This window comes from Inhella sp., assembly GCF_041912635.1.
Lineage (GTDB): Bacteria > Pseudomonadota > Gammaproteobacteria > Burkholderiales > Burkholderiaceae_C > Inhella.
Genome location: NZ_JAYRMO010000005.1, coordinates 25,231 through 46,119, shown reverse-complemented (window position 1 = coordinate 46,119; position 20,889 = coordinate 25,231). Strand labels below are relative to the sequence as shown.

The window sequence follows — 20,889 nt, the reverse complement described above, 5'->3', positions numbered from 1 at the left end:
GCCGCCCTGCTGCCGAACCTGCCCCATGAGCCTTCGCGTTCGTCCACTGATCACCGCTCTTTTACTGGGTGCCGTGCTGGGCACCGCCCAGGCGCAGGACCCCCGCGCGGCGGGTCGCTATCTGGAAGACGCGCTCAAGCGCTATGAGGCACGTGATGTATCTGGCGCCATCATCCAGCTGAAGAACGCGCTGCAGCAGGACAAGCAATTGCTGCCGGCCCACATCCTGCTGGGCAAGGCCCTGCTGGAAGACAGCAACCCGGCAGCCGCGGAAGTTGCCCTGCAGGAGGCGTTGCGGCTGGGCGCCAGCCCGTCCGAGGTCGTCGTGCCCTTGGCGCGTGCGCTGTTGGACCAGGGCAAGCCCGCCGTGCTGCTGGAGGACCCCAAGCTCAGCCCCAATGGGCTACCAGTGACGCGCGCAGCCGAACTACACCTTGTCCGCGCCCAAGCCGAGAGCGATCTCGGCCGCGAGCGCGAGGCTCTGGCCAGCATCGCCCAGGCGCGCCAACTGCTGCCCGCGACGACCGACAGCTGGGCCGCCGAGGTGCCGCTGCGCCTGCGCGGCGGCCAGTTCAGCGAGGCCCAACTGGCAGCCAACAAGGTCATCGAGCTCGAACCAGGCAATGCCCAGGGACATTACCTGCTCGGCTCCGTGCTGCATGTGCGCGGCAAGATGGCAGATGCGCTGGCGGCGTACTCCAAGGCACTGAACCTGGACCCCAAGCACCTCGAGGCTCTGGTGGCCCGCGCAGGGCTCTATATCGATCAACGGCAGCTCGCCGCGGCAGGCAAAGATCTGGACAGCCTGCGTCAATCCCACCCACGCGACCCGCGGGCGGCATACCTGCGGGCTCTGCTGGCCGAAGACACGGGCGAACGCGACTCGGCCCTGCAAGCGATGCGCGAGGTGACTGACCTCCTGGACCCGGTGTCGATCGAGTTCTTGCGCTACCGCCCGCAACTGCTGTTACTGGGCGCCCTGGCCCACCACAGCCTGGGGCAGCTCAACAAGGCCCAGCCCTTGCTGGAAACCTTGGTCAAGCAGCAACCGCGCAGCCCGGCCGCCAAGCTGCTGGCCCAAGTGTTGTTCTCGCAAGATCAGGTCGAAAACGGCATCGTGATGCTTGAGAGTTACCTGCGTCTGCAGCCGCGAGACAGCCAAGCCTTGGCACTGCTGGCCTCCGGCCACAGCCTGCAAGGCCGGCACGAAAAGGCGGCCCAGCTACTCAAGCAAGCGATGGCTGGACGCGAGGCACTGCAGCTGCGGACCGTGCTCGGCCAATCCTTGTTGCGAGCCGGCAAGTTCGATGCCGCCCAAGCAGAACTGGAACAGGTCTGGTCTCGCAGCCCCGCTCAGGGCGAGGTGGGTTTTTCCTTGGTGATGATCTATTTGCGTCAGCAGCAGCCGGGCAAGGCGTTGCCGATCTTGCAGAACCTGCTCAAAGCCAGGCCCAAGCAAGCCAATTTGCACCTGGCCATGGGCCTGGTGAAGTCCGCGTTGGGCGATGCCAAGGCCGCCCGTAGCGCCTATGAAACGGCACTGCAATTGGATCCGCGCATGGCGCAAGCCCAGGTTGGCTTGGCGCGTCTGGATGCCAAGCTCGGCAATCTGGCCGCAGCGAAAGCCCGGTTGCAGGCTCTGCAGCAGGCCGATGAAAACGCCGTTGAGCCGTTGCTGGAACTGGCCTCGCTGGCGCAAATGGAACAGCAGTGGCCAGAGGTGGAGCGCCTGCTCGAAAAGGCCATTCTGCTGGCGCGCCCCCGAGAACTGCGGCCTGACTTCACTCTGATCGACTTTCATTTGAGGCGCGAGAACGCGGCCAAGGCAGTCCAGGTCGCTCGGGCGCTGAGCATCAAGGCCCCTCAGAGCGTACCCGCCTTGATTGCGCTGGCCCGCAGCCACCTGGCGAACCGCGACTTGGCCAGCGCCAAGGCGCCGCTGTTGGAAGCAAGCCGTCTGGCCGGCTTTGAGGCCGACATCTTGGCGGAAATCGCCGGCCTGCAAGTGGCAGCTGGCGATCTGGCCAACGCTCGCCACACCTTGGGCAAGGTCCTGGGCACCGATGCCAAGCACATCCAAGGTTTGCTGCTGATGGCGAGCATTGAGCTGCGGGATGGCGCGATCGACAGTGCCGAGGCTCGAGCTCGCGTGCTGCTGGAAATTCAGCCCAAACTCGCGCTCACCCACCTGCTGGCAGCCGATGTGGCGATGGCGCGCAAGCGGCCTGAAGCGGCGCTGGCTGCACTTCGCAAGGCCCATGAATTGCAGCCCAGCACGGCCACTGCCATGAGGCTGTTCTTGCATCTGGCCCGACACGACGGCGGACGCGGTGCACGAGAGTTCGCCGACACCTGGCTGCTCAAGCATGGGGGAGACACCTCAATGCTGTTGGCCCTGGGCGATCATTTGGCCAGCCGACAGATGTTTGCGGAAGCTGCGACTGTCTACCAACGCCTGGTCAAGCTGCGGCCCTCACACTCCGTCGCGCTGAACAGCCTGGCCAATACGCGTCTGCGGCTAGGGGACACCAACGGCGCCATCGCTGCGGCAGAGCAAGCCGTCAAGGCCGCCCCGCAGAATGCATTCGCTCTGGATACCTTTGCTTGGGCGCTGCACCTGGGCAAGCAGTCCGAACGGGCGCTGACGCTCCTTCGCGATGTGCGGCTGCGCATGCCAGACAACGCCGAGGTGCGATACCACTTGGCCGCCGTGCTGGCAGCACTAGGGCGGCGCGCCGAAGCGAAGCTGGAAATTCAAGCCGCAATCGTGAACCCGACGGGGCTGGAAAGCGCGGTCGCGGCCCGCGAACTGGCCAACACCCTCAAGTAAGGGCTGTGCCTGGCGTCGCAAAACCTTACAGTCCCCCTCAATCGAAGCAATGACGGCCCCTAGAAAATTCAGAAGTCGTTGATTCAAAAAGATAAATCTGTATATGGCGCGGAATCTGCTTAAAACCAGAAAAGGCGCAAGCCACCCGCTTAAGACACGGAGAACCAAGATGAAATCCAATATGCGAATTGCCCAGCTGGCAGCAGCAGTGTTGCTCACAGCCGCAGCCCTCCCGAGCCTGGCTGCTACGACTTGGACTCGTTCGGATGGCACTTGTGCCGCCGTTGGCGATGGCAGTGCGATGGGCAACTCCTGCAAAGCAACCAAGGATGGCATCGAAGCCACCGTTCGCGCCTACTCGAACTCGGATTCCGACTCCACTTGGGCCACTGCTGCGCTGACGGCCTACAGCGGTGGTTTTGGGGTCAACAACGGCAAGTCAGGCTCCACTGACCCCGGAGAAGGCACCAACCCGGAGCACGCGATCGACAACAACGGTCTGACCGACGCCGTGCTGTTCAAGTTTTCCAACAGCATCAGCCTGAGCGCGCTGAGCATTGGCTGGTCGGACACCGACGCTGACATCAGCGTGTTCGCCTGGACTGGCAGTGGTGCCCCGATCAATGCCACGAACAATGGGGGCACTTTGTTCGGCCAAACTGCAGCCGGGATGATGGGCGGCAGTTCGGGCTGGACCTTGGTTGGCAATTACGCCGATGTCAATGACTTGGCGCCGTCGGGATCGGGCGGCAACCTCACCATCTCCACTGGCGTGACCTCAAGCTGGTGGTTGGTGTCGGCCTATAACGCCAATTTCGGTGGCACCTGCACCAAGAGCAGCGGTACTGAAGTCGACAAGTCGCTGTGCGCGGGCAATGACTACTTCAAGCTGCTCTCCGTCACTGGCAGCGTGAAGGTGCCGCCGCCGGGCAATCAAACGCCCGAACCTGCTTCGCTGGCATTGGTGGGATTGGCCTCGTTGGGCCTTTGGGCCGGCCGCCGTCGCAAGCAAGCCTGATTGCACCCAGTACCGCTGCACAAGCCGCCCACCGGGCGGCTTGTTCGTTTTCGGCGGGTGCACGGGCGGCGACCATAATCCCGCGCCATGCAGGTCTTCCGCGGGTTCCACCACCCCTCCATCGCGCCAGCGTGCGCGCTCACGATCGGCAACTTCGACGGCGTGCACCGTGGCCATCAGGCCATGTTGGCCTTGCTGCGCAATGAAGCCCAGCACCGTGGCGTGCCGAGTTGCGTGCTCAGCTTCGAGCCCCATCCGCGCGATTACTTTGCCCGTCTGGCCGGCAAGCCCGAACTGGCGCCGGCCCGCATCGCAACCCTGAGGGACAAGCTGTCCGAGCTGGAGCGCTGCGGCATTGATCAGGTCGTGATCCTGCGCTTTGACGCGCAGCTCGCCGCGCTGTCGCCCCGTGATTTCGTCGAGCAAGTGCTGGCCCAGGGCCTGGGCGCCCGCTACGTTTTGGTGGGTGACGACTTCCGATTTGGCGCCAAGCGTCAAGGCGACTACGCCACGCTGGATGCCCTCGGCAGCCAGTTCGGCTTCGATGTGGCGCGCATGATGAGCTACGAGGTGCATGGCTTGCGCGTCAGCTCCTCGGCCGTGCGCGAGGCCCTAGCCGCGGGTGATCTGGAGCGGGCACAGGCCCTACTCGGTCGCCCCTACTCCGTTTCCGGCCACGTACTGCACGGCGCCAAGCTGGGGCGCCAGCTGGGCCCGGGTTTCCGCACCCTGAACCTGCGCTTCCAGCACCCCAAGCCGGCGGCGCAGGGCATCTTCGTGGTGCAGACCCATGGCCTGGGCCCCGAACCCCTGCCCGGCGTGGCCAGCCTGGGCTACCGGCCCACGGTGGACGACAGCGGCCGCATGCTGCTGGAGGTGCACTGCCTGGACTGGCCCGAACACCTGGGGCTGGAGGGGGGCTACGGTAGACTCGCCCGCGTGGAACTGCTGCACAAATTGCGTGACGAGGCCCGTTTCGAAGGGCTGGATGCCCTGACGGCCGCCATTGCGGCCGATGTGGCCGCCGCACGTGCCTGGTTCGACGGTCACGCCGCCGAACGCCGCCAGACCACGCGCGACCGAATTTGATCGGCTGCGGCCCTTTGGTTCCGCACCAGGCCGCCCTGCCCTCCTGCCGATCCATCCCTGCTTCTGCGGCCGCCGCCGCACACCCGCCATGAGTACGCCTGACTACCGCAGCACCCTGAACCTGCCCGACACCCCCTTCCCGATGCGCGGCGACCTGCCCAAGCGCGAGCCGGGCTGGATCCAGGGCTGGCAGGACGGCGAGCTCTACCAGGCTCTGCGCGCCGCGCGCCAGGGTTGCCGCAAGTTTGTGCTGCACGACGGCCCGCCCTACGCCAACGGCGCCATCCACATTGGCCATGCCGTCAACAAGGTGCTCAAGGACATGGTGGTCAAGAGCCGCCAGCTGATGGGCTTTGACGCCGCCTATGTGCCGGGCTGGGACTGCCATGGCCTGCCGATCGAGAACGCGATCGAGAAGGCGCATGGCCGTCACCTCAGCCGTGACGACATGCAGGCCAAGAGCCGTGCCTACGCGACCGAGCAGATCGCCCTGCAGCGTCAGGGCTTCGAGCGCCTGGGCGTGCTGGGCGACTGGCAGCGGCGCTACGCCACCATGGACCCGAAGAACGAGGCCGGCCAGATCCGCGCGTTCAAGAAGGTCATCGAGCGTGGTTTCGTGTACCGCGGCCTCAAGCCGGTGTACTGGTGCTTCGACTGCGGCTCTTCGCTGGCCGAATTCGAGATCGAATACGCCGACAAGAAGAGCCAGACCCTGGACGTGGCCTTCCCCACGGCCGAGCCGGCCAAGCTGGGCGCCGCCTTCGGGCTCGAAAGCCCGGTGGAGGCCAGCGCGGTGATCTGGACCACCACCGCCTGGACCCTGCCGGCTAATCAGGCGCTGAACCTGAACCCCAAGCTGCGCTACGCGCTGGTGAAGACCCCGAGGGGCCACTTCATCGTGGCGCAGGCGCGCGTGGAGGACTGCCTGAAGCGCTGGGCGCTGGAAGGAGAAGTCGTCTCCACCTGCGTCGGCGAGGCCCTGGCCGGCCTGCACTTCCACCACCCGCTGGCCAGCACCGACCCCGGCTACGCGCGCACCGCGCCGGTCTACCTGGCCGACTACGCCACCGACGAGGATGGCACCGGCATCGTGCACAGCGCGCCGGCCTATGGCCTGGACGACTTCTTCTCCTGCATGAACCATGGCCTTCGCCATGACCAGATCCTGAACCCCGTGCAGGGCGATGGCCGCTATGCCGAAGACCTGCCGCTGTTCGGCGGCCAGAACATCTGGAAGGCCTGCCCGGTCATCATCGACACCCTGCAGGCCGCCGATCGCCTGCTGGCCACGCAGACGATCACGCACAGCTACCCGCATTGCTGGCGCCACAAGACGCCGGTGATCTACCGCGCCGCCTCGCAGTGGTTCATCCGCATGGACGCCGCGCACAAAGGCACCGAGGGCGTGTTCGCCAAGGAACAGCCGACGCAGACCCTGCGTGAGCTCGCCCTGGCCGCCATCGATGCCACCGCCTTCTACCCCGAGAACGGCCGCGCCCGCCTGCGCGACATGATCGCCAACCGGCCGGACTGGTGCATCAGCCGCCAGCGCGCCTGGGGCGTGCCCCTGCCCTTCCTGATCCACAAGGACAGCGGCGACCTGCACCCCGACACCATGGCCCTGCTGGACCGCGCGGCCGACATCGTCGAGGCCGGCGGCGTCGAGGCCTGGAGCCGGCTGACGCCGGAGGACCTGATCGGTGCCGACGGCGCGAATTACGCCAAGAGCAGCGACATCCTCGAGGTCTGGTTCGACTCCGGCTCGACTTTCGAGCATGTGCTCAAAGGCAGCCACGCCGGCCTGGCCCATGAAACCGGCCCCGAGGCCGACATCTATCTTGAAGGCCACGACCAGCATCGCGGCTGGTTCCATTCGGCCCTGCTGCTGGGCTGCGCGCTGCACGGCCGTGCGCCCTACAAGGCGTTGCTGACCCATGGCTTCACCGTGGACGGCCAGGGCAAGAAGATGAGCAAGTCGCTCGGCAACACCCTGGCGCCGCAGCTGGTCGCCGAGAAGATGGGCGCCGAAATCATCCGCCTCTGGGTGGCGGCCACCGACTACTCGGGCGACCTGGCGATCGACGACAAGATCCTCGCCCGTGTGGTGGACAGCTACCGCCGCGTGCGCAACACCCTGCGCTTCCTGCTCGCCAACGTCAGCGATTTCGACCCCGCGGTGGATGCCGTGCCGGCCGATCAGTTGTTCGAGGCCGACCGCTACGCGCTGGCCCGCGCCGCCCAGCTGCAGGCCGAGATCCTGGGCCACTACGAGGCCTACGAATTCCACCCCGTGGTGGCCAAGCTGCAGGTCTATTGCTCCGAGGACCTGGGCGCCTTCTACCTGGATGTGCTGAAGGACCGGCTCTACACCACCGCGCCGAAGAGCCTGGCACGCCGCTCGGCCCAGACCGCGCTGTGGCAGATCACGCACGCGATGCTGCGCTGGATGGCGCCCTTCCTGAGCTTCACCGCCGAGGAAGCCTGGCCGCTGTTCGCCAAGGCCGGCCAGCCCGGCGTGGCCGGCGCCGGCCGCAGCCTGTTCGAAGAACAGTTCTGGGCTTTTGCCGCGCCCGATGAAGCGCTGATCGCCAAGTGGAATCGCATCCTGGCCGTGCGCGCCGAGGTCAACAAGGCGCTTGAAGCCGTGCGCGCCGCGGGCGGCATCGGTGCGTCGCTGCAGGCCGAGATCAAGCTCACGGCTGAGGGCGTTGACCTGGCCGCGCTGCGCTCACTGGGCGACGACCTGAAGTTCGTGCTGATCGTTTCCAAGGTGGAACTGGTCGAGGGCACGGCGCTGGCCGTCGAGGTCACGCCCAGCGGCGCAGCCAAGTGCGAACGCTGCTGGCATTACCGCGCCGATGTGGGCCGCAACCCCGAGCACCCGGCCATTTGCGGCCGCTGCGACGACAACCTGCACGGCGCTGGCGAAGCGCGCAGCCACGCCTGATGGCGGCCCCCGCTCCGAACTGGTGGCGCTGGCTGCTGCTGGCGGCCATCGTCATCGTGCTGGATCAGTTCACCAAGGTGCTGATCCTGGGCGCCTTCCAGCTGCACGAGGGCAAGCAGGTCACCAGCTTCTTCAACCTCGTGCGTGCGCACAACACTGGGGCGGCCTTCAGCTTCCTGGCCGGTGCCGGAGGCTGGCAGCGCTGGTTCTTCACGGGCCTGGCGGTGGCCGCGGCGGTCTTCATCACGGTGATGCTGCGCCGCCACGGTAGCCAGACCCTGTTCGCCAGCGCGCTCGCCTTGATCCTGGGTGGCGCCGTGGGCAATGGCATCGACCGCCTGTGGCATGGCTATGTGGTGGACTTCCTGCAGTTCCACTGGGCCGGCTGGGCCTTCCCCAGCTTCAACCTGGCCGACAGCGCCATCACCCTGGGCGCGGCCCTGCTGATCCTCGACGAGTTGCGACGGGTGCGCGCCAGCCGCTGAGCCAGCGTGTAAAAAGCGGCCATGCCCAGCTTGCCCCCCCTCTGGAACCAGGCCCCCGGCCTGCTGGCCGTGGTGGACGCGCGCAGCGGCAGCGTGGTCGAGGCCAATGCCCTGGCCGAGGCCGTGCTGGCGGGTTTGAGCGGCTGGACCCAGGTCAGCGCCCTGGCCCGTCTGCTGGGCGATGCCCCGCGGGCCGCCGAAGCCCTGGGCCAGCTGCAAGCCAACCAGACCTGGCGCCACCTGGCCCTGCTGCACGAACCGCGCGGGCCGCGCTGGTACCAGCTGGAGCTGCGCCCTCTGGAGGGTGCGCAGGCCAAGGGCCCTCAGGGCTTGCTGAGCGGGCAGGACGTGCATGAGCTCATCGAGCAGCGCATCGAGCTCGAGCGCCAGCTTGGCCAAGCCCAGGCCCGCGCCCAAGCCCAGACCGATCTGGCCGCGCACCTGGCGCACGAGATGCGCACGCCGCTGGCCGGCGTCATCAGCCTGACCGAGCTGGTGCTGGGCAGCGAGCTGAACGAGCGCCAGCGCAAGCTGCTCGATCTATCGCTGCAATCCGGCCGTGGCTTGCTGGAGCTGCTGAACCACAGCCTGGACCTGGCCAAGCTGGACGCCGGCGGCATCAGCCTGGAGCAGGCGCCGTTCGCCCTGCACGACTGCCTGAAGGACGCGCTGCAGCCCTTGCTGCCTCAGGCCCATGCCAAGGGCCTGAAGCTGGCCGCGCGCGTGCAACCCGGCGTGCCGCATCAGCTGTTGGGCGACGCGCTGCGCCTGCGCCAGGTCATCGTCAACCTGGTGGGCAATGCCATCAAGTTCACCGCCAAGGGCGAGGTGCGGGTGGACATCCAGCGCGCCGACTGGCCCGAGCTGATGGTGGCGCCCGGCGCGGCGCTGCGCCTGGCCGTGGCCGTGACGGACACCGGCCCGGGCATGACGCCGGCGCAGCAGGAAGCGCTGTTCAAGCCCTATGCGCAGGCCGATGTGTCGATCGCGCGGCGCTTCGGTGGCACCGGCCTGGGCCTGTCGATCGCCCAGCGCCTGGTGGGCCTGATGGGCGGGCGCATCGCGGTGGAAAGCAGCCCCGGCGTGGGCAGCTGCTTCCGCTTTGAGATCGAGGTGCTGCGCGCGCCTGCCGGCGCGGCGGCGGCCGAAGCGACCTGATCAGGCGGGCTGGAGCGGGATCACCCGGTTCGCACCCGGCGGCAGACCGCCTTTAAAGAACTGCATGCGCCCCGACGAAGCGATGTGGTAGCAGTCGCAATGCCGCACATCGCCGCACAGGAAGGGCTCGGTGCGCGGCCAGAACTCACGGTGCTTAAGGTTGCCATGGTGGCGCAACTCGGCCACGTTCGGGCAGGCCTCCACCGCGCCATCGTTCCAGACGCGGAAGTAGCTCTGCCCGGCGGGGCAGGACACATGGTCGAAGGCACTCAGCAGGCTGGCGAAATTTCCGCGCCGCACGGTGTAAAGGAGGTCGGCATGCGCCTGCTGCAGCGCCCTCAGGCGGGCTTCCTGCTCCGCACCAAAGGGCGTCAGCACGTCGTTGATCAGCACCAAGCGCTTCGGAAACGCCGCAAACAAGTGCTCGCGATACCAATGGAGCGCTTCGTTCCAGTCTTCGCTCTCGGTAGGGGCCAGGATGAAGTTGACGAAGAAATCCGGGTTGTCGTGCAGCTGCAGCAGCGTCAGGGCATTGCGCCGCCAGACCTCGAGGGCGCGGTGCTCCTTGAGCTGGCGATAGTGGAAGGTCAGATTGACGTGCCGCACACGCGCGCGCTGGGCAACCGTCAGCTCTGGAAAGCAGTGGATGACCACGCCGTTGATGTCCAACGCCACGGACACATCCTCGTTCTCGAGCAGACGGGCCAGCAGGCGATCAGACTTCTTGTAGCCAGCGAAAAAGTCGCCGCGGCCCGAGAAGATGAAGAAGACCCGCCCGCCGACGCGTTCCTTCAGGAACATCAGGTCGTCGTAGTCGAGGGAGGGTTGCAGCTTGACCACCGGCGAAGCCACGCAGTAGCTGCAATCCAGATTGCAGTGCCCGGAGGACGACGCGAACACGATGGTTTCGTCGGCCTCAAAGCGGATTCGCATCTCGTCTTCGGGTAGCTGGACGCTGACGGGCTGGACGGGCAAGGACATCTGGACTCCTGGCGGACCCCAAGCCCGCGCGGGGCGCGACTGTAGCCTCGGCTGGGCGCTAAACCGCCAGCTGCACCCTCATCTGCCGGTGCCCGTAGGCCCGGTTGAACAGCGGCGTCGCCATCAGCGTGGTCACGATGGCCATCATCACCATCACCGTGAACAGCGTGGGCGTGATGAGGCCGGCCTGCAGGCCGATGTTCAGGATGATGAGCTCCATCAGCCCGCGGGCGTTCATCAGGCTGCCCACGGCCGCCGCTTCCGAGCGGTCCATGCCCTGCCAGCGCGCCACGGCGTAGCAGGCGCCGCCCTTGCCCAGCACCGCGCACAGCAGCACCACCGTGGCCAGGCCCCAGAGTTCCGGGCTGCTGAGCAGATTGATCTGGGTGTTCAGGCCGGAGTAGGTGAAGAAGGTCGGCAGCAGCAAGGCGGTGGTCAGCGGCATCAACTGGCGCTGCAGGCTGTCTGTGACGGCACCGCGCGGCATCGCCAGGCCGAGCAGGAAGGCGCCGAACACGGCGTAGATGCCGATCATGTCGGTGCACCAGGCGGCCAGCATCAGCAGGGCCAGGATCAGCACCAGCTGGGTGCTGTTCAGCTCGCCCTCCACCTTGCCGATCAAGCGCGGCAGCAACAGGCGCAGCGGGCCCAGCACCACCAGCGCGAACACGATGGAGCCGCCAATGGCCCAGACGGCGATCGAGGCCTGGCCCTTGAAGCTGGCCAGCACCACGGCCAGCACGCACCAGGCGGCCGCGTCGTCCACCGCACCGGCCGCCAACGTCAGCGCGCCCAGGGGCGTGCCGGTCAGGCCGCGCTCATGAATGATGCGCGCCAGCATCGGGAAGGCGGTGATGGACATGGCCGCGCCCAGGAAAAGCATGGCCTGGAAGGGCTCGGTGGCGGCGGGGAACAGGTCTTCGCGGCCGGCCAGGAACCAGGCCAGGCCGGCGCCCAGTGCAAAGGGTGCCGCGATGCCGGCCACCGACACCGACGCCGCCTTGCCCACCCGCCCCTTGATGAGGCCATGGTCGAACTCGCAGCCGACCAGGAACATGTAGAGCGCCAAGGCGATCTGCGCCAGCGCGAACAGGATCGGCTTGCTCGCCGGCGGGAACAGCGCGGCACTCAGGCCCGGCGCCAGCAGACCCAGCAGCGAGGGCCCCAGCAGCACGCCGGCAATCATTTCGCTCACCACCGGCGACTGCCCGAGCTTGACGAACACCCAGCTGAGCAGCTTGCAGCTCAGCAGGATGACGGTGAGCTGCATGAAGAGCAGCACGGACAGATCAAACGGCGTCATGGCGATTCCCGGGCAGGCAGGCCGCCATTGTCAGCGGCTTGAAAGCGTTTTCAAACTGGGAGTTTCAGCAGGCTGAAGGGGCCGCGGCCGCTGGCGGCGGTGATCAGGCCCAGCACCCGCCCCGGCTCGGCCCCCACCATGTCCCATGTGAAGCGCCAGCCCCAGTTGCTGCCCAGGGTACCGGGCGTGTTCATGCGGTGTGCGCTGTCCAGCCCCAGGATGTCCTGCAGCGGGAACACCGCCAGGTTGGACACCGAGTTGGCGGCGGCGCGGATCATGGCCCAGTGCACATCGTGCGCGCCGCAGGCCAGGTAGCAGGCAGCGTATTCGCGTTCACGCGGGCTGGCGGCGTTCCACCAGCCTTTGACCGTGTCGTTGTCGTGCGTGCCGGTGTAGACGATGGTTTCGCGCGCGTAGTTGTGCGGCAGGAACTCGTGGTCGCCCTCGGCGCCGAAGCCGAACTGCAGGATCTTCATGCCCGGGAAGCCGCAGCCGTCGCGCAGCTCGATGACGTCGGGCGTGATCAGCCCCAGGTCCTCGGCCACGATGGGCAGCGGGCCCAGCTCCTTGGCGATCGCATCGAACAGGGCCTTGCCCGGCCCGGGCACCCACTGCCCTTCCTGGGCGGTGGGGCAGCTGGCCGGGATCTCGTAGTAGCCGGCAAAGCCGCGGAAGTGGTCGATGCGGAACACATCGGCCTGAGCCAGGGCGCGGCGCACGCGCGCCGTCCACCAGGCAAAGCCGTCCTTGGCCATCTTGTCCCAGCGGTACAGCGGGTTGCCCCAGCGCTGGCCGTCGGCGCTCATGGCGTCGGGCGGCACCCCGGCCACCACCGTGGGCTGGAAGTTGGCATCCAGCTCGTAGAACTCGGGCGCGGCCCAGCAGTCGGCGCTGTGGTGGGCGATGAAGATCGGCAGGTCGCCCATGATGGCGATGCCCTTGCCATTGGCGTAGGCCTTGACGGCGGCGAGCTGCACGTCGAACTGCCACTGCACGAAGCACCAGAAGGCGATCTCGTCGGCGTGCTCCTTGCGGGCCTTGGTCAGTGCCGCCTTCTTGCGGCTGCGCAGCTCGGGCGCCCAGTCCCACCAGCACTTGCCGCCATGGGCGGATTCCAGCGCCATGAAGAGGCTGTAGTCGTCCAGCCAGCTGGCCTGCGACTGCGCCCAGGCGGCGTACTGCTGGCGCTGCGCCTCCGTAGCTTTGGTGAAGAAGCCGGCCGCCGCGGCACGCAACTGCTGCATGCGCCAGGGCACGACCTGGGCGAAGTTCACCTGATGCGCGGGGAACTGCGGCGGCTGCGGCTGCGGCAGCCAGCCGGCTTCCACCAGCGGCTCCAGCGCCACCATCAGCGGGCTACCGGCGAAGGCGGACACCGACTGGTAGGGCGAATCGCCCGGGCCGATGGGCGTGGTGGGCAGCAGCTGCCACACGCGCTGGCCGGCGGTTTCGAGCCAATCGACGAAGTGCAGGGCCGAGGGGCCCAGGTCGCCGATGCCGTGGGGGCCGGGGAGTGAAGTGATGTGGAGCAGGACGCCGCTGGCGCGTTGGTTGAGGTTCATGTCAGCGCTCTTTAGCTGGTAGGTTCAGATCGACACAGCCCGCCGGGATTTCGCCCCGGCAGGCGACCGACTTTCTTGCTCGTGCAAGAAAGTAGGCAAAGAACACGGCCCCGATGCGCAGCCCCTTGGCTTCGCCAAGGAGTCCCCTGCGATGCTCGCTTGGCTGGGCCGGCCCGAAACTCGCTGCGTTCAATTTGTTCACTCCGCTCAGACAGTCGGGCCGAGTTTGAAGAGAACGCGTGCTGGCGCACGCTGCCCAGCCAAGCTGCGCTTCTCGGCAACGCATAGGGGCAGCAGCCCAAACAGCCGAACAGCCAACAGCCGGGAAACGGCGCGTTGGTTGAAGTCCGGGCTGTTCGGTATTCGGCTGCTGGCTGTTCGGCTGTTTGGAGTTCCCCCTATGCCAAGCCGAGCAGCGCAAGAACCCAGGGCCGCGTGCCGCAGGCACGCCTTGTGAACTGACTCGCGCAACTGTCTGAGCGGAGTGAGCTCCGCGAACGCAGCGAGTTTTGCGCGGGCCCTGGGTTCTGAGCAGCGCAGGGCACCCCTGGCGCAGCCAGGGGCGTAGGCATCGGGGTCGCCTTTCTTTTGGTTCCTTTTCTTTGGCGAAGCAAAGAAAAGGAACTCGGGTGCAGGGGTGAAGCCCCTGCGGGCTTTCACGCCGGGCCATCAACGCCCCTCAACAGCACCAGCCCATGCGCCGCGACCTCAATAGCGCCACCGCTCAAGCAGGAGCAAACGCTGGAGTCCAACAACAACTCCCACGCACCGCCGGGCAGCACAAACCGCCGCCCCTCCCCCTCCGGGTTGAAGCACAGCAGCAGGCGCTCGCAAGGCATGGGTCCGGCGTGCAGGGCACAGGCGAACGCGCCCTCCCCGCCCACCTGCCAATCACTGGCCTGCATCTCGCCCCCATCCGCCCGCAGCCAATGCACATGGGCCTGTCCGGCCCCCGGGCCGGTGAACCAGAGCGGATGGCGCAGCAGCGGCAGTTCGGCACGCAAGGCAAAGCAGCGCCCGACGAACTCGATGAGCGAAGCATCGGCAGACGCCCAATCCAGCCAGGTCGTCGGGTTGTCCTGGCAGTAGGCGTTGTTGTTGCCGCCCTGGGTATTGCCCAACTCGTCGCCGGCATTGAGCATCGGCGTGCCCTGAGAGAAGGCCAGCGTGGCCAGCAGGGCGCGCTGCAGGCGGCGGCGCTTCTCAGCAATCGCCGGGTCGTCGCTCGGGCCCTCGGCGCCCAGGTTGGCGCACAACTCGTTGTCGCGCCCGTCGCGGTTGTCCTCGCCGTTGGCGTGGTTGTGCTTGCGGCTGTAGCTGAGCAAGTCGCGCAGCGTGAAGCCGTCGTGGCAGCTGACGAAGTTGACACTGGCCGTGGGCCGACGGCCGCCGTGGTGGAAGACGTCACTGGAGGCCGCGAAGCGGCGCGCGAATTCGCCGCGGCTCACGCCGGTGTTGAGCCAATAGCCACGTGCGGCGTCGCGGTACTTGTCGTTCCACTCCAGGAAGCGCCCGGGGAAGTGGCCCACCTGGTAGCCGTTCGGCCCGGCGTCCCAGGGCTCGGCGATCAGATGCACCGCGCCCAACACCGGGTCCTGGCGCAGCGCGGTGAAGAAGGCCGCCTGCGGGTCATAGCCGCCCTGCTTCGTGCGCCCCAGCACCGGGGCCAGGTCGAAGCGGAAGCCGTCCACCCCGTATTCCTGCACCCAGCAGCGCAGCGAATCCAGCACCAGCTGGGCCGCGCGCGGGTGGGCGCAGTTCAGGGTGTTGCCGCAGCCGGTCCAGTTCTCGTTGCGGCTGGGGTCGTCGGCCTGCAGGTGGTAGTAGGCGCGGTTGTCCAGGCCGCGGAAGTGCAGCGTGGGGCCGAACTCGTTGCCTTCGGGCGTGTGGTTGTAGACCACGTCGAGCAGCACCTCGATGCCCGCGGCGTGCAGGGCCTGCACCATGGCGCGGAACTCGGCGCGGATGTCGGACGGGTCCTTGGCGTGCGCCCAGCGCGGGTCGGGGCAGAAGAAGCCCAGCGAGTTGTAGCCCCAGTAGTTCGGCAGGCCTTTGTCGGCCAGATGCGGCTCGTCGATGGCGTAGTGGATGGGCAGCAGCTCGACGGCGTTGACGCCCAGGCGCTTCAGGTGCGCGATGGCTGCGGGGTGCGCCAAGCCCGCATAGGTGCCGCGCAGGGCCTCGGGCACCGCTGGCAGCTGGCGCGTGAAGCCTTTGACGTGGACCTCGTAGATCACCAGATCCGCAGTGGCGTGGTGCGGCGCATTGGCGCGCGGGTCGGGGCCGGGCATCGCGGCGGCCACGCGGGCTTTCAGCGCGTGCAGGGCGTTGTCACGCGCGTCGAAACTGCGCGGGCCCTCGGGGTCGCCCAGCACATAGCCATGGTGCTCGGCGCGCCAGCCAAAGCGCCCCACGATCTCGCGCGCCTGCGGGTCCAGCAGCAGCTTGTGCGGGTTGAAGCGGTGGCCGCGCTCGGGCTCGTAGGGCCCGTGGGCGCGCAAGCCATAGACCAGGCCCGCCTGGGCGCCGGGCAGGAAGCCGTGCCAGATGCCGTCCTCGGGGCCATGCAGCGGGTAGCGGCGCAGCTCGCGCTGGCCCTCGGCATCGAACAGGCAGACCTCAACCGCGGTGGCGTGCTCGGAAAACACCGCGAAGTTCACGCCGTCATCGCGCAGCGCGCTGCCCAGGGGGGCCACGCGGCCGGGTTGGAGCTGGTCGGGCAGGCGCATCAGCAAGGGCTCAGGAAAACAGTGGCCAGGGGCGGCAGCGTCAGCGCCAGGCTGTGGCTGCGGCCATGGGCGGGGATGGGCTCCACGGTCAGCGGGCCGCTGCCATTGCCCAGGTTGCTGCCGCCGTAGTGTTCGCTGTCGGTGTTGAGCCGCTCACGCCAGGCCGCGCCCGGGCAGCCGATGCGGTAGCCCTCGCGCGGCACGGGGGTGAGGTTGCACACCACCATCATCATGCGGCCCTGGCTGTCGTGGCGCAGCCAAGCCAGCACGGAGTTGTCGGCGTCGTCGGCCACCAGCCACTCGAAGCCGGCAGGTTCGCAGTCGAGGCGGTGCAGCGCCGGCTCGGCGCGGTACAGCACGTTCAGGTCCTGCACCAGGCGGCGGCCGCCCGCGGGGGGGGGGGGCGGGGGGGGGGGCCGGCGCCGGGCTGGCCCCACATGAAACCGTAGTAGGCGCGCAGGTTGGCGAACTGTTGCCAGGCGTCACCCGGCATCTTGTCCAGCAGCGAGCCCTTGCCGTGCACCACCTCATCGTGGCTGAGCGGCAGCATGAAGTTCTCGCTGAAGGCGTAGACGAGGCCGAAGCTCATCTGGCCATGGTTCCAGCGCCGGTGCACCGGATCCTGGTGCATGTAGCGCAGGGTGTCGTTCATCCAGCCCATGTTCCACTTGAAGTGGAAGCCCAGGCCGCCTTCGAACGTGGGCCGGCTGACGCCAGGAAAAGCGGTGCTCTCCTCCGCCACGGTGATGCCACCGGCCAGGCTGACCTGCTCGTTCACGTGCTTGAGCAGGCTGATGGCTTCCAGGTTCTCGCGCCCGCCCTGGTGGTTGGGCACCCATTCGCCGTAGGGGCGTGAGTAATCGCGGTAGAGCATCGAGGCCACGGCGTCCACGCGCAGGCCGTCCACACCAAAGCGTTCCACCCAGAACAGCGCGCTGCTGGTCAGGAAGCTGCGCACCTCGGCCCGGCCGAAGTTGTAGATCAGGGTGTTCCAGTCGCGGTGGAAGCCCTCTTTCGGGTCGGCGTACTCAAAGAGCGCCGTGCCGTCGAAGCGCGCCAGGCCATGGGCATCCATGGGGAAGTGGGCCGGCACCCAGTCCAGAAGCAGACCCAGGCCCGCGGCATGGCAGGCCTGCACAAAGCGGGCGAAGCCCTCGGGCGGGCCGAAGCGCGCCGTGGGGGCGAAGAGGCCCAGGGTCTGGTAGCCCCAGGAGCCATCGAAGGGGTGCTCGCTGATGGGCAGCAGTTCCAGATGGGTGAAACCCAGGCCCTGCACATAGGGAATCAGCTCGGCGGCCAGTTCGTCCCAGGTGGGGAAGCGCTCGCCAGCCTTTTTCCAACTCGCCGGGTGCACCTCATAGACCGAGATCGGCGAGTCGCGCCGGTTGGCCGCCGCGCGCTCGGGCGGCAGCGCGCGTTGGGGCGGCAAGCCCTGCACCTTTGAAGCCGTGGCCGGGCGCAGCTCGGCGGCCAAGGCGTAGGGGTCGGCCTTCAACGGCAGCAGCACGCCCTCATGGGTGCGCAGTTCGTACTTGTAGAGATCGCCGCGCTGCAGGCCCGGGATGAAGAGCTCCCAAACCCCCGCCTCATGACGCAGGCGCATGGGGTGGCGGCGGCCGTCCCAGCCGTTGAACGGCCCCACCACCGAGACCCGCTGCGCGTTCGGCGCCCAGACGGCGAAGCGCACACCCTCGATGCCCTGGACCTGCAGCGGGTGCGCACCCAACAGCTCGTGGGCTCGGGGCTCGTTGCCGTCGCGCAAGCGCGCCAGCTCGGCGTCGCTCAGCAGCGCACCGAAGGCATAGGGGTCGGCCTGGGTGGATTCGCTGCCGTCAAACCAGCGCACCTGCAGCCGGTAATCGTGGCCGGGGTGGGCCGGCAGCGCGGCCTCGAAGAGATCGCTGCCGGCGCGTCGTGGCAGCTCCTTCACCGCGCCCCGCAGCAGCAGCTGCACCTGCAGCGCCCCGGGCAGAAAGGCGCGCAGCCACACCGCACCCACTTCCGCGTGCGGGCCCAGCACGGCGAAGGGATCGCCATGGCGGCCCTGCTGCAGGGCCTCGAGCGCGGCGGCGGAAAGCATGGTCAGGCCAAGGAGTCCACCGACCAGACGCGCTCAACGTACTCGGCAATCGTGCGGTCCGACGAGAACCAGCCCATGCCGGCCACGTTCTTCAGCGCCCGCTCGGCCCAGGCCGCACGGTCGCGGAAGGCTTCGTCCACCTTGGCCTGGGTTGCCACGTAGTCGGCAAAGTCGGCCATCAGCAGGTAGTTGTCCACCTGCAGCAGCTTGTCGACGATGGCGCGATAGCGCTGGGTGTCGCCGTTGGCAAAGCTGCCGTCGCCCAGGGCGTCGATCACGGCCTTGAGCTGGCGGTTCTCTTCCACATACAGGCGCGGGTCGTAACCCAGGGCCTTGATGCTCTCGACCTGTTCGGTGCGCAGACCGAAGACGAACATCTCGTCCACGCCCATGTGCTGGGCCATCTCGATGTTGGCGCCGTCCCAGGTGCCGATGGTGCAGGCGCCGTTGAGGGCGAACTTCATGTTGCCGGTGCCGCTGGCCTCGGTGCCGGCGGTGGAGATCTGCTCGGAGAGGTCGGCGGCCGGGATGATGGTCTCGGCCAGGCTGACGCCGTAATTCGGCAGGAAGGCGAGCTTGAGCTTGTCGCCCACGCGCGGGTCGCTGTTAACCACGCGGGCCACGTCATGCGCCAGCTGGATGATGAGCTTGGCCATGTGATAGGCCGAGGCGGCCTTGCCGGCGATCACGACCGTGCGCGGCACCCAGTCCGCCTGCGGGTTGGCGACGATGGCCTGGTAGCGCGCGATGACGTGCAGGATGTTGAGCAGCTGGCGCTTGTATTCATGGATGCGCTTGATCTGCACATCGAAGAGGCTGGTGGGGTTGACGACCAAGCCCAGCTCCTGGCGGATGCGCGCCGCGAGCTTGTCCTTGTTGGCCTGCTTGACGGCCAGGAAGGCCTTTTGCAGCTTGGCCTGGCCAGCCTTCTTCTTCAGCTTGGCCAACTCGCCCAGGTCGGTGCGCCAGCCCTCGCCCAGGGTTTCGTCCAGCAGGGCCGAGAAGCCGGGGTTGGCCTGCATCAGCCAGCGGCGCGGCGTCACGCCGTTGGTGACGTTGTGGAAGCGCTGCGGGAAGAGACGGGCGTAGCCGGCAAAGATTGTCTGCACGCACAGGTCCGAGTGCAGCTGGGCCACGCCGTTGACACGGTGCGAGGCCACCACGGCCAGCGCGGCCATGCGCACGCGGCGCTCGCCGCCGCCATGCTCAGGCCCCTCGTCGATCAGCGAGACGCGGCGCAGCAGCGCGGTGTCGCCCGGCACCTGGGCCTTCACACCGTCCAGGAAGCGCTGGTTGATCTCGTAAATCAGTTCCAGATGGCGCGGCAGCAGGGCTTCGAACATCCGCAGCGGCCAGGTCTCCAGCGCCTCGGGCATGAGGGTGTGGTTGGTGTAGCTCACCGCCTGACGGGTGATCGCCCAGGCCTCGTCCCAGCCCAGGCCATGCTCATCCAGCAGCAGGCGCATCAACTCGGCGGGCGCCAGGGCCGGATGGGTGTCGTTCAGGTGGATGGCATTGGCGCGGCCCAGGCCCTGCAGGCTGCCGAACTCGCGCAGATGGCGCGCGATCAGATCCTGCAGCGTGGCACTGACCAGGAAAGCCTCCTGCTTCAGGCGCAGTTCGCGGCCGGCGTCGGTGCTGTCGTCGGGGTAGAGCACCCAGTTCAGCGCCTCGGCCGCCACGCGGTGGCGGTTGGCGCCCTCAAAGTCGCCGCGGCAGAAGGCCTCGAAGTCGATCGGCTTGACCGAGCTGGCCTGCCACTGGCGCAGGGTGGAGACGCGCTCGCTGTGGTGCGCGGGCACGATGAAGTCGTAGGCCTGCGCCACCACCTCCTCGCCGCCCACCCAGCGGCGCTGGCCGCCTTCCACCACCACGCGGCCGCCGAAGCGCACGGTGTAGCGACACTCGGGGCGCGGCTGCTCCCAGGGCGTGCCCAGGCGCAGCCAGTCGTCCGGGCGCTCCACCTGGCGGCCCTCGGTGATGCCCTGGGCAAACATGCCGAACTGGTAGCGCAGGCCGTAGCCGAAGCTGGGCAGGCCCAGTTCGGCGAAGGAATCCAGGAAGCAGGCGGCCAGGCGGCCCAGGCCGCCATTGCCCAGCGCGGCGTCGGGCTCGCGCTCCAGCACGTCGGAGAGCTGCAGGCCCAGCGGCGCCAGGGCTTCGGCCAGGGTGTCGGTCAGACCCAGGGCGGCGAGCGCGTTGTGCAGCGCGCGGCCCATCAGGAATTCCATCGACAGGTAGTGCACGCGGCGCGTCTTGGCCTTGGCTCCGCGCTTGGCGTCCTGCGCCTGGGTCTTGGCCCAGCGCTCGGACAGCACTGCGCGGCAGGCCGTGGCGGCGGCGCGCAGGGCGCTGTCGCGGTCCAAGGGGGCCTGGGCCAGTTCGGCGGCCAGGGCGGCCTTGAAGGCGGATTGCAGACGGGTGCGCTGGGTGGTGGACATGGGGGCCGTCGTCACGTGCATGGGAATCAACCGCGTGAAGGCCCCTATCGCTTGCAGCGGGGCCGTGGGCAAGATCACCGCGGCGCGCGCACCCTGCACTCAGGACGCAGCAAGCCGCGGCGGCGTGGACTCAGTATCGCCGAGTCGCCGCGCCGCGTGTAGTTTGACTACATCGGGATAACCCGGATTTTGCCAACATCTCTCGCAGAGTCTGCATGGATGCGGCACGGAGACTACGGGTTGCCAATGTTGTGAAACTACATTTG

At 67.8% G+C, this 20,889-nt stretch carries 11 protein-coding genes and 1 pseudogene; 6 read left to right on the top strand and 6 right to left on the bottom strand.

The genetic code is table 11. The features are described 5' to 3' along the window. The first annotated feature begins 25 nt into the window (after positions 1–25). The 6 genes from prsT (at position 26) to ACE3QP_RS04030 (ending at position 9,527) form a co-directional block, all read left to right on the top strand. Complete coding sequence (gene prsT, locus ACE3QP_RS04055; protein ID WP_374433758.1) at positions 26–2,830, top strand: XrtA/PEP-CTERM system TPR-repeat protein PrsT; 2,805 nt, start codon at positions 26–28, stop codon at positions 2,828–2,830. Between the two features lie 169 nt (positions 2,831–2,999). Next, entirely contained in the window at positions 3,000–3,848 is an 849-nt protein-coding gene (gene xdp1 / locus ACE3QP_RS04050; protein ID WP_374433757.1) for an exosortase-dependent surface protein XDP1, read from the top strand. 87 nt (positions 3,849–3,935) lie between these two features. Beyond that, positions 3,936–4,937, top strand: a complete 1,002-nt coding sequence (locus ACE3QP_RS04045; protein WP_374433756.1) for a bifunctional riboflavin kinase/FAD synthetase — start codon at positions 3,936–3,938, stop codon at positions 4,935–4,937. A gap of 88 nt (positions 4,938–5,025) precedes the next feature. Beyond that, positions 5,026–7,884 (top strand): isoleucine--tRNA ligase, encoded by a 2,859-nt coding sequence (ileS, locus tag ACE3QP_RS04040; RefSeq protein WP_374433755.1) that lies wholly within the window; start codon positions 5,026–5,028, stop codon positions 7,882–7,884. Next, on the top strand, positions 7,884–8,369 hold the full coding sequence (gene lspA / locus ACE3QP_RS04035; RefSeq protein WP_374433754.1) for a signal peptidase II: 486 nt from the start codon (positions 7,884–7,886) through the stop codon (positions 8,367–8,369). Before ileS ends, lspA begins: the two co-directional genes overlap by 1 nt. Before the next feature lie 21 nt (positions 8,370–8,390). Beyond that, entirely contained in the window at positions 8,391–9,527 is a 1,137-nt protein-coding gene (locus ACE3QP_RS04030; protein ID WP_374433752.1) for an ATP-binding protein, read from the top strand. Here ACE3QP_RS04030 and ACE3QP_RS04025 read toward each other — a convergent pair whose 3' ends face one another. From ACE3QP_RS04025 to ACE3QP_RS04000, 6 genes and pseudogenes are all read right to left on the bottom strand, one after another. After that, positions 9,528–10,508, bottom strand: a complete 981-nt coding sequence (locus ACE3QP_RS04025) for a hypothetical protein (protein WP_374433751.1) — start codon at positions 10,506–10,508, stop codon at positions 9,528–9,530. Positions 10,509–10,566: 58 nt separating this feature from the next. Then, positions 10,567–11,811, bottom strand: a complete 1,245-nt coding sequence (locus ACE3QP_RS04020) for a cation:proton antiporter (RefSeq protein ID WP_374433749.1) — start codon at positions 11,809–11,811, stop codon at positions 10,567–10,569. Positions 11,812–11,861: 50 nt separating this feature from the next. After that, positions 11,862–13,373: a 4-alpha-glucanotransferase gene (malQ, locus tag ACE3QP_RS04015; protein WP_374433747.1), complete on the bottom strand. Its 1,512-nt coding sequence runs from the start codon at positions 13,371–13,373 to the stop codon at positions 11,862–11,864. 656 nt (positions 13,374–14,029) lie between these two features. Further along, positions 14,030–16,102, bottom strand: coding sequence for a glycogen debranching protein GlgX (gene glgX, locus ACE3QP_RS04010; RefSeq protein WP_374433745.1), 2,073 nt, complete (start codon positions 16,100–16,102; stop codon positions 14,030–14,032). Beyond that, positions 16,102–18,182 (bottom strand): annotated as a pseudogene (glgB, locus tag ACE3QP_RS04005) (1,4-alpha-glucan branching protein GlgB). Before glgB ends, glgX begins: the two are co-directional and overlap by 1 nt. Positions 18,183–18,184: 2 nt before the next feature. Then, the gene (locus tag ACE3QP_RS04000) at positions 18,185–20,623 is read right to left on the bottom strand and encodes a glycogen/starch/alpha-glucan phosphorylase (RefSeq protein WP_374433744.1); all 2,439 of its coding nucleotides are present in this window, start codon (positions 20,621–20,623) and stop codon (positions 18,185–18,187) included. Between the last annotated feature and the right edge of the window lie 266 nt (positions 20,624–20,889).